General features: G+C 39.0%; 14 protein-coding genes. 10 read left to right on the top strand and 4 right to left on the bottom strand.

The window, feature by feature from the left end:
• The 10 genes from AC0L3Q_RS20530 to AC0L3Q_RS20485 all read left to right on the top strand — a co-directional run bounded on the left by AC0L3Q_RS20530 (window position 1) and on the right by AC0L3Q_RS20485 (window position 11,481).
• Window positions 1-408, top strand: coding sequence for a PaaI family thioesterase (locus AC0L3Q_RS20530; protein WP_473282460.1), 408 nt, complete (start codon window positions 1-3; stop codon window positions 406-408).
• A gap of 11 nt (window positions 409-419) precedes the next feature.
• Window positions 420-968, top strand: coding sequence for a hypothetical protein (locus AC0L3Q_RS20525; protein ID WP_473282458.1), 549 nt, complete (start codon window positions 420-422; stop codon window positions 966-968).
• Between the two features lie 31 nt (window positions 969-999).
• Window positions 1,000-2,211, top strand: a complete 1,212-nt coding sequence (gene pcaF / locus AC0L3Q_RS20520) for a 3-oxoadipyl-CoA thiolase (protein WP_473282456.1) — start codon at window positions 1,000-1,002, stop codon at window positions 2,209-2,211.
• 3 nt (window positions 2,212-2,214) lie between these two features.
• Window positions 2,215-4,710: a phenylacetic acid degradation bifunctional protein PaaZ gene (paaZ, locus tag AC0L3Q_RS20515; RefSeq protein ID WP_473282454.1), complete on the top strand. Its 2,496-nt coding sequence runs from the start codon at window positions 2,215-2,217 to the stop codon at window positions 4,708-4,710.
• A gap of 18 nt (window positions 4,711-4,728) precedes the next feature.
• Window positions 4,729-5,481: an enoyl-CoA hydratase/isomerase family protein gene (locus AC0L3Q_RS20510; RefSeq protein WP_473282452.1), complete on the top strand. Its 753-nt coding sequence runs from the start codon at window positions 4,729-4,731 to the stop codon at window positions 5,479-5,481.
• A complete protein-coding gene (locus AC0L3Q_RS20505; RefSeq protein WP_473282450.1) occupies window positions 5,478-6,077 on the top strand; it encodes an acyltransferase in 600 nt (199 codons plus the stop codon). Before AC0L3Q_RS20510 ends, AC0L3Q_RS20505 begins: the two co-directional genes overlap by 4 nt.
• Window positions 6,074-6,850, top strand: coding sequence for a DUF3050 domain-containing protein (locus AC0L3Q_RS20500; protein ID WP_473282448.1), 777 nt, complete (start codon window positions 6,074-6,076; stop codon window positions 6,848-6,850). The genes AC0L3Q_RS20505 and AC0L3Q_RS20500 overlap by 4 nt, the downstream gene beginning before the upstream one ends.
• Before the next feature lie 43 nt (window positions 6,851-6,893).
• Window positions 6,894-8,195, top strand: coding sequence for a dihydrolipoamide acetyltransferase family protein (locus AC0L3Q_RS20495; RefSeq protein ID WP_473282446.1), 1,302 nt, complete (start codon window positions 6,894-6,896; stop codon window positions 8,193-8,195).
• Window positions 8,196-8,282: 87 nt separating this feature from the next.
• Window positions 8,283-9,356: a branched-chain amino acid aminotransferase gene (locus AC0L3Q_RS20490; protein ID WP_073318853.1), complete on the top strand. Its 1,074-nt coding sequence runs from the start codon at window positions 8,283-8,285 to the stop codon at window positions 9,354-9,356.
• A gap of 46 nt (window positions 9,357-9,402) precedes the next feature.
• Window positions 9,403-11,481, top strand: a complete 2,079-nt coding sequence (locus AC0L3Q_RS20485) for an alpha-ketoacid dehydrogenase subunit alpha/beta (protein ID WP_473282443.1) — start codon at window positions 9,403-9,405, stop codon at window positions 11,479-11,481.
• Between the two features lie 48 nt (window positions 11,482-11,529).
• Here AC0L3Q_RS20485 and AC0L3Q_RS20480 read toward each other — a convergent pair whose 3' ends face one another.
• The 4 genes from AC0L3Q_RS20480 to AC0L3Q_RS20465 form a co-directional block, all read right to left on the bottom strand.
• Entirely contained in the window at window positions 11,530-12,135 is a 606-nt protein-coding gene (locus AC0L3Q_RS20480; RefSeq protein WP_473282442.1) for a methyltransferase domain-containing protein, read from the bottom strand.
• Between the two features lie 36 nt (window positions 12,136-12,171).
• Window positions 12,172-12,783 (bottom strand): glycoside hydrolase family 25 protein, encoded by a 612-nt coding sequence (locus AC0L3Q_RS20475; RefSeq protein ID WP_473282440.1) that lies wholly within the window; start codon window positions 12,781-12,783, stop codon window positions 12,172-12,174.
• Window positions 12,784-12,981: 198 nt separating this feature from the next.
• On the bottom strand, window positions 12,982-13,509 hold the full coding sequence (locus tag AC0L3Q_RS20470; RefSeq protein WP_473282439.1) for a hypothetical protein: 528 nt from the start codon (window positions 13,507-13,509) through the stop codon (window positions 12,982-12,984).
• Window positions 13,506-13,919, bottom strand: a complete 414-nt coding sequence (locus tag AC0L3Q_RS20465) for a hypothetical protein (RefSeq protein WP_473282437.1) — start codon at window positions 13,917-13,919, stop codon at window positions 13,506-13,508. Before AC0L3Q_RS20465 ends, AC0L3Q_RS20470 begins: the two co-directional genes overlap by 4 nt.
• Window positions 13,920-14,191 lie beyond the last annotated feature (272 nt).

Raw genomic sequence — 14,191 nt, 5'->3', positions numbered from 1 at the left:
ATGATACAGTCAGAAACGATTCCACATAAGATGCTCTCTTTAGACCCTTTTAGCCAATGGCTAGGGATAGAGGTGCTGGATGTGAAAAAAGGATGCTGTACAGTAGGAATGACGGTTAGAAAGGAAATGCTGAACAGTATGGGTAAAGCTCATGGAGGTATTTCATATAGTTTGGCGGATACGGCTTTTGGATTTTCGGCAAACACACATGGTAAATATGCCGTTTCTATCGAAACCTCGATAAATCATATCGAAGCTTTGGAAGAAGGGGATTACCTTACTGCTCAAGCAACAGTAGATATTTCCAAAACAAAAGTGGGATTTAATATTGTGGAGGTTAAAAGAGGCGACCAAATCGTGGCGCTTTTCAAAGGAGTAGTATATCGAACTAATAAAGATTGGGAATAACAACGCGAACTATGATCAAAAAAACATTATTTGTACTTGTTTTAATTGCTGTGATTTCTTGCGGCAAAAACAAAACTGCTGAAAAAGAATCTTTACCTAATGTGGATACAGAATCTACGACACATACTTCTCCAGAAGATGAGAAAAAGGCAGCGTTGAATAATATTTTCAATGCAGATATTGAGATGGAGGTTGATGAAACCGTATTTGTGATCGATAATGGAACAAATCGGGTTACCGAAGATATGTCTGCAGGTATTATGAAGATGGTAGCGCCACAACCATATGACCTTTTAAAGAAACGATTAGAAGAGGAACCAGAAAATCAAAATGGGATGACCTCTTTGGGAATTGAAGAAGTAGAGTTGGAAGGAAAGAAAGTACTGGTTCAAAAATCAATGACACTAGACGATGCAGGTGATAAAATGATAATGATGATGCATGCAGTTCCTGCAGGAGAAAAAACGATGATGATTTCTTCCTTTTTCCCAGCTGATCAACAAGAAAAATATGTACCACTGATAGAAAAGTCGGTATTATCAGCAAAATTAGAACAATAAAAAGATACGAAAACACCACATTCATACGCTAATGAAAGAAGCATATATTATTGATGGAATCCGAACTCCTATAGGAAACTACAAAGGGACATTATCGGCAGTTAGAACTGACGATTTAGGAGCACTGGTAATCGAAAAACTGGTAGAAAAATATCCGAATATTCCCAAAGAAGCTTACGATGATGTGATTATGGGTTGTGCAAACCAGGCAGGAGAAGATAATCGTAATGTAGCTCGTATGGCATTGTTACTAGCTGGACTTCCATTTACGGTTCCAGGAGAAACAGTAAATAGATTGTGTAGCTCGGGACTATCTGCTATTATTCATGCCAATCGTGCGATAAAAGCAGGGGACGGAGACCTTTTTATCTCCGGAGGAGTAGAAAATATGACTCGTGGTCCATATGTTATTGCTAAACCTTCTTCGGCATTTGGTAATGATTCCAAAATGTATGACTCAAGTTTTGGATGGCGCTTTGTCAATCAAAAAATGCATGACCTTTATGGTACCGATGGAATGGGTAATACAGCAGAGAATCTGGTAGAAAAATATAATATCTCAAGAGAAGATCAAGATGCATTTGCCTATTGGAGTCAAATGAAAGCAACCAAAGCTCAGGAGTCGGGAAGGCTGGCCAAGGAAATTACTGCGGTAGAAATTCCGCAACGCAAAAAAGACCCAATTGTATTTGCAAATGATGAATTTATAAAGCCAAGTACAAGCAAAGAAGTATTGGCAAAATTACGACCTGCCTTCAAAAAAGATGGAAGTGTTACTGCCGGTAACTCTTCGGGATTAAATGATGGTGCTGCTGCAACTATTGTAGCTTCAGAAGATGCTATAAAGAAATATAACCTTACTCCCCTAGCAAGAATAGTAAGCTCTGCAGTAGTAGGTGTTGAACCAAGAATTATGGGTATTGGTCCGGTACAGGCTTCTAATAAAGCATTAGAAAAAGCTGGAATTACTATGGATGATATCGATGTTATCGAGCTTAATGAAGCATTTGCGTCCCAGGCATTAGCATGTATACGTGAATGGGGGTTAGCAGACGATGACCCAAGAATAAATCCAAATGGAGGATCGATTGCCATAGGACACCCACTAGGGGTTACGGGAGCTAGAATAGCCTATTCTGCAGCTTTAGAATTACAAGAACAAAAGAAACGCTATGCTTTAATCACCATGTGTGTTGGCGTAGGACAAGGATATGCTTGTGTAATCGAAAATACAAATCTCTAATCTATGCAAATATTAGAAAGTTATATCAACGGTAAATGGGTTACAGGTTCTGGAGATGGACTAGTAATGCATGATGCTGTTACTGGAGAGGTAATTGGTCGTTCTACTACCGAAGGTCTGGATATCCCGGAAGTTTTACAATATGGTAGAACCAAAGGTGGAGAGGTGTTGAGAAAAATGACCTTTCAGGAGCGAGGAAATATGCTCAAGAAATTGGCTTTGTACCTGACTAAAAGAAAAGAACAGTTTTACGAATTAAGTTACCGCACAGGAGCAACGCGAGTTGATAGTTGGATTGATATAGAAGGAGGTTTTGGAAACTTATTTGCCAATGCTTCATTACGTAAACTTTTTCCAAATCAGCCCTATCACGTAGAGGGAGATCCTATAGATCTTTCCAGAGGAGGGAGATTTATGGCGCATCACATCTTGGTACCCAAAAGAGGGGTGGCTGTACACATCAATGCATTTAACTTCCCTATATGGGGAATGCTGGAAAAATGTGCAGTCAACTGGATGGCAGGAGTGCCAGCGGTTGTATTACCAGCTCCGCAAACAGCTTATTTGACCGAAGCGGTGGTACGTGTTATTGTAGATTCTGGGATATTACCAGAAGGAGCGCTACAGTTATTGAGTGGGATGACCAAAAATATTCTGGACACCGTGCAATCGCAAGATGTAGTGACCTTTACCGGTTCTGCACATACAGGTAGAATTTTAAAGGCACACCCAAGATTAATAGAAGAGTCTGTTCCTTTTACTATGGAAGCAGATTCTTTGAATGCTTCAGTATTGGGACAAGATGCTGTTCCGGGAACACCAGAGTTTGATCTATTTATCAAAGAGGTGAGAAAGGAAATGACGGTTAAGTCTGGACAAAAATGTACGGCAATTCGTAGAATCATTGTTCCTAAAAACCTGGTGGAAGATGTGCAGATTGCTTTGGGTAAACAATTGGATAAAGTCACTATTGGTGATCCAAGGTTGAAAGAAGTACGCATGGGGGCTCTGGCAAGCAAACAGCAAGTAGAGAGTTTTAGAAATAATGTATCCGAAATCGCCAAAACAGCACAACTCGTTTATGGAGATCTGGATAAAATTGAAACGGTTGGAGCCGATGCCCAAAAAGGTGCATTTGTATCTCCAATCTTGTTAAGAGAAGATAACCCATTCAAAAATACAGAAGCACATAGAATAGAAGCCTTTGGTCCGGTATCTACAATTATGCCTTACGATACGCTAGATGATGCAATTTCCTTAACGCATATGGGTAAAGGATCATTAGTATCTTCGATTTTTACCTACGATGATAAAATCGCCAAAGAATTTGTAGTAGGAGCAGCTTCTCACCACGGACGTATTTTGGTAGGGAATCGAGAAAATGCCAGACAAAGTACTGGGCATGGTTCTCCGTTACCGATGCTTACTCATGGTGGTCCTGGTAGAGCAGGAGGAGGAGAAGAAATGGGTGGTATGAGAGGTATTAAGCATTATATGCAACGATGTGCCATACAAGGAACACCAACAACTTTAACCGAGGTTACAGGAATCTATCAGGCAAATTCAAAATACAAAACTGCAGATAAGCATCCATTTGCGTATCACTGGGAAGATATTGAGCCAGGGATGTCGCTCAAAACTCACAAAAGAACAGTTACTGATACCGATATTATCAACTTTGCAAATCTTACCTGGGATCATTTTTATGCGCATACCGATATTACCTCTTTAGATGGAAGTATTTTCGAGAAAAGAACTGCTCATGGATATTTTATTCTGGCTGCAGCAGCTGGATTGTTTGTATATCCAAATAAAGGACCGGTGGCCGCGAATTATGGTTTGGAGGAATGTCGTTTCTTACGCCCGATCTATCATAATGATACGGTGTATGTGCGATTAACATGTAAACAAAAAATAGATAGAGATCATAGAGGTAAAGAGTTACCGAGTGGTATCGTAAAATGGTTCGTGGAAGTGTTCGATCAAGATGACGAATTAGCAGCGATTGCTACAATTTTGACAATGGTACAGAAAAAAACACCATTTATACAAGTTGATCGATCAAATATTGAAGGATATTTAGCCAAGCTAACCGAGGATATGAAACCCAAATGGGGAATGATGACTCCGCAGCATATGGTCGAACATTTAGAATATACGATTAGGATAGGTGCTGGAGAAATTCAGGACTTCGAAATCGCCACTCCAGAGGATAAACTAGAGCGTGTTCAAGAAATGGTGTACAACCATAGACCAATGCCTAGAGAACACCAGCATCCGTTGATGAAAGCTGGGAAACTGGAGGATTTGAAATATGAAGATTTAGCTACGGCCAAAGCAAAGCTGATAGAGGCCTACGATGCATTTGAGACCTATTTCAAAGAGCACCCTGAGGCAATCACTAAAAATGCAGTTTTTGGAGAGATGAATAAATTCGAGTGGGATTTATTGAATACAAAACATATGAACCACCACTTCCAACAATTTGGCATATTATAAAAATTTAAGAATACAACATTGACAGCACCATACGTAAATATTGAAATTGAAAACGGAGTAGGAACTATAGAGTTTTTTCACCCTGCACATAATTCCTTACCAGGCGATATTCTGGCCAAGTTAGCGCAAACGATTACAAATGCCGGTAATAATGATGAGATAAAGGTTATTGTTCTAAAAAGCGGTAAAGACAGAACTTTCTGTGCCGGTGCCAGTTTTAAAGAACTGATTAATATCAATGATGCTGAGACAGGAAAAGTGTTCTTTTCAGGTTTTGCTAATGTCATCAATGCCATGCGCAAATGCCCAAAGTTCATTATTGGTAGAGTACAAGGAAAAACTGTTGGAGGAGGCGTAGGAGTAGCCTCTGCAACAGATTATTGTATGGCTACCAAATATGCATCGATTAAGCTAAGTGAGCTCAATGTTGGGATAGGACCTTTTGTGGTAGGACCTGCGGTAGAGCGAAAAATAGGATTATCTGCGATGTCTCAAATCGCAATAGACGCCAATACTTTTTATAGTGCAGAATGGGCAAGAGATAAAGGGCTGTTTACCCATGTTTTTGAAGATGTCGAAACCTTGGATCAAGAGGTAAAAGCCTTTGCCGAACATCTTTGTACCTATAATCCGGAAGCAATGAGAGAAATGAAAACGGTATTCTGGCAAGGTACAGAGCATTGGGATACACTTTTGGCAGAACGAGCAGTGATCAGCGGGCGATTAGTGCTTAGTGATTTTACCAAAGAAACATTAAAACGATTTAAATGATATACGCGTTCAAAGGATATATACCTGTAGTACATGAAAGTAGTTTTGTACATCCATTGGCAGCAGTGACTGGTAATGTAATTATCGGAAAAAACTGTTACATCGGACCTGGAGCGGCAATTCGTGGAGATTGGGGCGAAATTATCCTTGAAGACGGCGTAAATGTACAAGAGAATTGTACGGTACATATGTTTCCTGGCAAATCGATTGTGCTTAAAGAAAGTGCTCATGTGGGACATGGTGCAGTGATACACGGTGCAAATCTAGGACGTAATTGCCTGATTGGCATGAATACCGTGATTATGGATGATGCAGAGATAGGGGATGAATGTATTGTGGGAGCTATGTCTTTTGTAAAGGCAAAAACGGTGTTCCCTAAGCGTAGTTTGATCGTTGGAAACCCAGCAAAAGTTGTTAAAGAAGTGAGCGATGAAATGATTGCCTGGAAAACTAAGGGCACTCAATTATATCAACAACTTCCTACAGATTGTTTTGAATCTCTAGAAGAAGTTGAACCTTTACGAGAAGTTCCTAAAGAAAGACCAACACAAGAAGCTTTTTATAAAACTTTAGAAGAGTTTAAGAGTAAAATATGAACATCAACCATATCATAAAAGAACTAGAACCATTACGATTGCAATTGCAGACGCATCCGCTATATCAGGATATTAAGGATCTTGAAGGTGTTCGTGTATTTATGCAGAGTCATGTGTTTGCCGTTTGGGATTTTATGTCTTTATTGAAAAGTTTGCAGTTTCACCTTACTACAACGAGTATCCCCTGGACACCTTCATCAAACGCTAAGGTGAGACGTTTTGTGAATGAAATCGTATTAGGTGAAGAAAGTGATGTGGATCAAGCCGGAAAGTCTGTAAGTCATTTCGAAATGTACCTAAACGCAATGCAAGAAGCATGCGCGGATACTATACAGATAAATAAATTATTGCAGCAATTATGTGATAATAAAACGGTTGAGGAAGGTCTTGAATCAATAGCCATTATAGATGAAGTAAAAGACTTTGTAAAATTTACCTTTCAGGTTATTGCTACCAACAAACCGCATATTATAGCAGCGGTATTCACTTTTGGAAGAGAAGACCTGATCCCTGACATGTTTATCGAATTGGTAAAAAGTATCGGTAATGGCTCGGAATCAGAATTAAAACAACTGTTATATTATCTGGAACGTCATATAGAACTTGATGGTGATGAACATGGCCCTTTAAGTTTGGAAATGGTCGATGTTCTTTGTACTAACGAGAAAGAATGGAACGAGGCCTTACAGTACAGTAAAAAAGCGCTGGAGAAACGTATAGCCTTGTGGACAGGGATACGTAAAGCTTTGAAAAGTAGTGTGGTTCCCGCATAAGAATTTTGTATATTATTAAACTAACGAACATTAGTTAACCAAAATGTCAATAGTAGAGTTAAAAATGCCCAAAATGGGCGAGAGTATTTCAGAAGCGACGATCTTAAACTGGTTGAAGAAGGTTGGAGATCCTGTAGAAGAAGATGAAACCATACTAGAGGTGGCAACAGATAAAGTAGATTCTGAAGTGCCGGCACCGTGTAATGGAGTACTTTCAGAAATACGATTTGAACCTAATGAAGTTGTAGAAATAGGAACCGTGATCGCTGTTATTGATGCAGATGGAGAGGCCACGGTAAAAACTCCTTTAGATAAGGTTGAAGTTGCCAAAACTGAGGCTCCAAAACCCAAAGCTCAAACTGCAGCAGTAAAATCCGAAACAGAATGTGAGTTTAGATCATTAAATACTGGAGATAACGATGGATTTTTATCTCCATTGGTGATTAGCATTGCCAAAAAGGAAAATCTAAGTATAGAAGAGGTACAGAGTATACAAGGAACTGGCGAGGGGGGACGTATTCGTAAAAGTGATATCATGCTATATCTTAAAAATAGAAAATATCCTTTACCAAGTCGTCCACAAACCACTGCTCCAAAATCGTCTTACAATGCACCACCAATACAATTTACAGAAGGTAAGGATCGTATTGTGGAGATGGATCGTATGCGAAAAATGATCGCCGATCATATGGTGTACTCCAAGCATACTTCTCCACACGTTACCAGTTATATCGAGATAGATGTCACCAATATTGTGAATTGGAGAAACGCAGTAAAAAATGAGTTTCTGGAAAAGTATGGTGAAAAATTGACCTACACTCCAATTTTTGTTGAAGCAGTCGCAAAAGCGATTAAAGAGTACCCAATGATTAATGTATCGGTAGATGGAGATAAAATCGTAGTACATGATGATATTAATGTGGGTATGGCCACTGCGTTACCTAGCGGTAATTTAATTGTTCCGGTAGTACGAAATGCAGATGAAAAGAATCTTTTGGGATTGGCAAAAAATGTAAATCATTTAGCCAACAATGCACGTAACAATGCCTTGAAGCCTGATGAGATTGGCGGGAGCACTTTTACCATTTCTAATGTGGGAACTTTTGGAAGCTTGATGGGAACACCAATTATCAATCAACCAGAAGTAGCGATTTTGGCATTGGGGATCATTAAGAAAAGACCAGAGGTGATTACCACAGAAAAAGGTGATGAAATTGCGATTAGAAGCATGATGTATTTGTCATTGTCTTTTGATCACCGAGTAGTGGACGGATTTTTAGGAGGCTCTTTTTTACGTAAGGTAGGAGATGAGCTTGAAGCATTTGATAGTAATAGAAAAATATAGTTAAAAAATATGCGCAAGGGATAGAAACAAGCTACCGTGTAGCGTGAATAGCCCGACCCGAAGGGATGCGCCCAAAACATAATAAAAATGGAACAACAGATCAAAATTACAAGAACTTCGAATTCGGGATTACAACACATTGATTTTGATAATATCCCGTTGGGAACCGTATTTACTGATCATATGTTTGTTTGTGATTACCAAAATGGAAACTGGCAAAACCCGCGTATCGAGCCTTTGCAGATGATACCCACCCATCCAGCTGCTATGGCTTTGCATTATGGGCAAGCCATTTTTGAAGGAATGAAAGCTACTGTTGGGCAGGATAAAACCCCACTTTTGTTTAGACCCGAAGAAAATGCGAAACGTTTTAATCATAGTGCAGTTCGTATGGGTATGCCTACCGTTCCCGAAACCTTGTTTGTGGAAGCAGTAAAGCAAATTGTAGGTGTAGAGCATAATTGGATTCCGCCGCAAGATGGCAGTGCCTTGTATCTAAGACCATTTATGTATGCCGATGAGCCTTTTATTGGGATGAGAGCAGCTACAAGCTATAAGTTTATCGTGATTTGTTCTCCGGCAGGTCCATTTTTTACAAAGAAAATACGGCTGTATGCTGAAACCGAATTTATAAGAGCGGCTGATGGAGGAACAGGTGAAGCAAAAGCAGCAGGAAACTATGCTGCGGCAATTTTACCAACAGAAAAAGCAAAAGCAAAAGGATATGACCAGGTATTATGGTTAGATGCCAACGAACACAAATACGTTCAAGAAGTTGGGACTATGAACATCTTTTTTAAGGTATCTGGTAAGTTCATAACACCAAGTACTAGTGGTTCTATCCTGAAGGGAATTACCAGAGACAGTGTGATCACCTTGTTAAAAGACAAAGGTTTTGAGGTAGAAGAACGCCCTATTACTATTGATGAGGTGATTCAATTTTCTAAAGAAGGGAAGTTGGAAGAAGCTTTTGGAACAGGTACAGCGGTAGCCATTGCCATGGTAGAAGCTATTGGATATAAAGATGAGGTAATTACATTACCAACAGATAATCCAGTGAGCCAGGATATGAAAACAACCTTGGATGATATCAAAACCCAGAAGCAGGAAGATAAACATGGATGGATTATCCCTGTAGATGTGGAAGAAAAAGTTGGATAAATAATGAATGCCCGATGGGCAATCTGTATTTAAAAAAATGAAGAGTATGTTAGCTGAAAAAACCATCGCCAAAGAGGTATTGCAAGAAGCATTTATAACACTTTGCAAGGCAAAATCAATGGCCGAATTATACGAAGAGAATTTTAAAGTAGTTTCAAAATATGTACACGCTACCTCACGAGGTCATGAAGCCATACAAATTGCTGTAGCGATGCAATTATTGCCGCAGGATTTTGCTTTTCCGTATTATAGAGATGATGCGATGTTGTTGGGGATCGGGATGAAACCTTATGATCTGATGTTGCAACTGTTGGCAAAAAAGGACGATCCTTTTTCCGGGGGTAGAACCTATTATTCGCATCCGAGTTTACGAGATGCCGATAAACCAAAAATACCACATCAATCTTCTGCAACAGGTATGCAAGCGATTCCGGCAACCGGGGTTGGATTAGGGTTACAGTATAAAGAACTTGTAGGGATACCGCACAACGATTCCGGCAAGAGTGAGATAAAAGAGGCTCCTCTGGTGCTATGTTCTTTGGGAGATGCGTCGGTGACGGAAGGAGAGATCGCAGAGGCTTTCCAGATGGCAGCCTTAAAACAGCTTCCGATCTTGTATTTGGTTCAGGATAATGGTTGGGATATTTCTGCCAACGAAGCTGAAACAAGGGCACAAAATGCTTTTGAATACGCTAGAGGATTTAATGGTTTGGAAGCCATATCTATAGACGGAGCGAATTTTACTGAAAGCTATTTAGCCATTCAGGAAGTGATTCAAACGATTAGAGAAGAGCGACGACCTATATTGGTTCACGCCAAAGTTCCTTTATTAAATCACCATACATCGGGAGTACGTATGGAGTGGTATCGAGATGATCTTGATGAAGCTAGATCTCGAGACCCATATCCGGTGCTTCGTAACCAGCTGTTGGATAACGGATTTGAAGAAAAAGAAGTACAAGAAATAGAAAACAAAGCCAAGGATATCGTAGCCAGAGATCTTGAGGAAGCAATGAAAGCCGAAGATCCAACGCCAGAAGATTTGTTTACACACGATTTTGCACCAACACCAGTAACCCAAGAACTTGGAGAACGAGCACCATCAGACAAAGAAGAGGTAGTTATGGTAGATTGTGCCTTGTTTGCGGTAGAGGAATTGATGAGAGAGCATAAAGAATGTTTGCTGTACGGACAGGACGTAGGAGGTCGATTAGGAGGTGTATTTAGAGAAGCTGCGACACTGGCTCAAAAATTTGGAGATGAACGTGTATTCAATACCCCAATACAAGAGGCTTTTATCGTAGGATCAACTGTAGGGATGTCTGCTGTTGGGTTAAAACCAATCGTAGAAGTACAGTTTGCAGATTACATTTGGCCAGGATTGAATCAATTGTTTACAGAGGTAAGTCGTTCTTGTTATTTGTCAAACGGGAAATGGCCTGTATCAATGATTTTACGAGTTCCTATTGGTGCCTATGGTAGTGGTGGTCCTTATCATTCTTCATCTGTAGAATCTGTAGTAACCAATATCAGGGGTATAAAAATAGCATATCCTAGTAATGGAGCAGATCTAAAAGGATTAATGAAAGCCGCTTATCACGATCCAAACCCAGTGGTGATTCTGGAACATAAAGGGTTGTATTGGTCTAAGGTAAAAGGAACGGATGCAGCCAGAACAATAGAACCTTCTGAAGATTATATATTACCTTTCGGAAAAGCAAACATCGTGCAACGTATCTGGCCACAGGATGATCAAGAAACGCTTACCGTGGTGACCTATGGTATGGGAGTGCATTGGGCGCTAAATGCCACAAAAGATATCAAGGATGTTGTAGAGATTATTGATTTAAGAACCTTGTACCCTCTTGATGAAGAAACCATTATGGAATCGGTGAGAAAGACTAAAAAATGTCTGGTAGTTACCGAAGAACCAAGTAATAATTCTTTTGCAAGAGCTTTGGCTGGGAAAATTCAGGAAGAGTGTTTTAGGTCTTTGGATGCACCAGTAATGACAATAGGTTCAGAAAATATGCCGGCTATTCCCCTCAATAGTACTTTAGAACAAACCATGATTCCTTCTACCGAAAAAGTGAAGGCAAAAATTGATGAGTTACTAAAGTATTAAGCCGTCCTTTGAAAAAGAAAATTAAAAAGAAGACCTCTGCAAGGAGGTCTATTTTTTTATAAAAATCCCAAAAAGTTCGTTTCCTTGTCGTTCTGGAATTGAGTTATAGCTTTTTTCAAATGTTTTGGTCTTAAAATGAGTGTTGAGGTACGATAAATAAAGATCCTTGTCGCCTCCAAATGGGCGTTTTTCCATATCGTCAGTTAATGGGAAATCAAACCAAAGACCGACCAGTTTTCCTTCTGGTTTTAGGAGGTTCGCCATTTGTTTTACATAGGCCATTCTGTTATCGTCTGTAGGGATAAATGAACAAAAAAAGGTTTGTTCCAAAATAAGATCGTATTTCCCTTCGAGTGTAAAAAAATCATCGAGAATCAGATTGGATTTGGGAAATTGAGGCACCCTTTGAGCAAAGGCATCGAGAGGTGTTTGAGAGATGTCTAACACAGAAACGTTGGTAAATCCATTATGAAACAGATATTCTGCTTCATAAGCATTTCCAGCTCCCGGGATGAGTATTTTGATCGTTTTGTCTGTTAGCTGATCAACATATGTTTTTAAGGGCGTAGATACATATCCAATATCCCAACCCGTTCGGTTTTCGGCATAGCGTTCTGTCCAATAACGGCTTTCGGTAGATTGATGTTCATTCATTGATCCAAGATAATGAATACCATAGAATCTTGATCTCTATTTCTTTATCATTTTCAGAAAAGAGTCGGCATCGCCTTGAAACAGATCGTAATCGATTTTCCCTTCGGCACCTTCTAATTTTTTGCTATCGGTACGTTGCCAAAATGTCCAACTTTTATCCCTCCAGGTGTACGGCATTGTAGGAGATGCTGCCTTGGTATAATCTGCTATCCAAAGTTTATAGTTGGCAAACTCTGGATGTTTAAGATACGCATTGGCAAAAGTAGGATTGCTGTAAATGATAGGCCGAACCCCTAATTTTTCTTCAACTATTTTGAGCCATAGTAGTGTGTTGGTTTCGTACATTTCTTTGGTTACCGAAGTTTTCATTCCTAATTCTTCCAAATCTAACACAGGTGGTAGATCACCAGGAATTAGTTCTTTTACGGTTTCGGTAAAATTTTGTGCTTGTTTTTTGGGATCTTTTCCTGTTTCATAGAAATGATATGCCCCTCTATATAAGCAATTCTTCTTGGTCGCCGCATGGTTCTTTTCAAATCTGGGATCTTTAAAAGTTGTTCCCTGAGTGGCTTTCATGTATACAAAATTGACTCCATCTGCTTTTATTTTGTTCCATTGTACTTCTCCCTGAAAATGTGAAATATCCATCCCCAGTATACTGGGTTCCGTTCGGATTCTCTCTTCCTCAGAGGTACACGGATCTTTAATCACTTCTTTTTTTCAACTTCTGGTTGTTGGACTTCTATGTTTTCCTGTTCCTTTTTACATGATATCATCAAACATAGTGTAAGTAAGAAAAATGCTGCTTTTTTCATAAGATTAGGTTTTTTGAGTATGTTGTATTGGTTAGTGATTACTGGATTCGAAATCTTCACCAAGTTTTTTAAGGTTATCTATTTCTTGAGCACCGATAAGATTTAATCCTGAAAAATGGAAGAATTTTTTCAGTACTAGCCCCATAATGTAGAAGTATAATAGTGGCAAAATCAAGAAAAGTACCGTCAGATTACTCACCATATTAAGGATGAGCTTCATCAATTCTTTTTTGCCTTCTTTGAGAATCTGAAAAGTTTCGGATACTCCTTCGCTAACATCTACTCCAACATCTTCGACTTTGTCAACTACGGCATCTTCCACTTTTTTGAATAGGCTAATGTCCTTATGCCCTTTTTCTTTGGCTTTTTCTAGTTGTTTTTTCTTCTTACTTTCCTGTTTTGCCTTTAGTTTTTCTTTTTTATCCTCATACTTGTTTTTTATTTCAGACAGTTGCTTGTGTAGGTCTGACCCCAAACTTAGTTCCATAGTGTCTGAAACATAGTGAATACCATTCACGTATAATGCTAATCCAGGATTAATCAAAAGGGATATAATCAATAACCGCAACGCAATTTGGTTGTATTTTTTAAAGAATGCTCCAGCAAGAAAAAAATGGGCAGTATTTTGAATAGTAAGGATTTGCACATATTTACTAAAATGGTTTGAACACCAAGAACGATATTGGAAAACGCCAGATAATTAATAGCGCGTGTAAAAATATCTTCAAGCTCTGTTGCTAACCCACCTATTAATGGGATTTTAGAACTGTCAACGCTAGAAGCTATACTTTTTAATTCCATCGCAATCCCAAGACTCAGCATCATATCACTATTTACATTAGTCAAAAAGTCAATAGCTGGAGTGGTAAGGAGATTGGTGAAACCAATAATGATCAAAATAGAAGTAACGATAAGGATCCAAATTTTATCTTTTTGGAATACGGTTGTCAATGCTTGGTTGGTACTCATGACAGGTTAGGTTTAAAAGTTGTTGTGCTATCTTAAAGATAAATATTTTACCCCTAACAATTCGTACGTGTTTTTACGTAATATTGAAAATTAACGATAATTACCTATGGCACTAATAATAATCTAAAACCTGCTTAACAATGTCTTTGTATTATGCTTACGGGAATCTTAGTACCTTTGATGTCTATCTCATTGGGAGAAAAAGCATCGATATTTTATTTGGAAATATGGTAGATATTAGTATTTCTATAAACCTACTTAAATTCTGCGAT

It is taken from the genome of Aquimarina sp. KJ22-3 (assembly GCF_055808215.1).
This window is presented reverse-complemented; position numbering and strand designations above follow the sequence as displayed.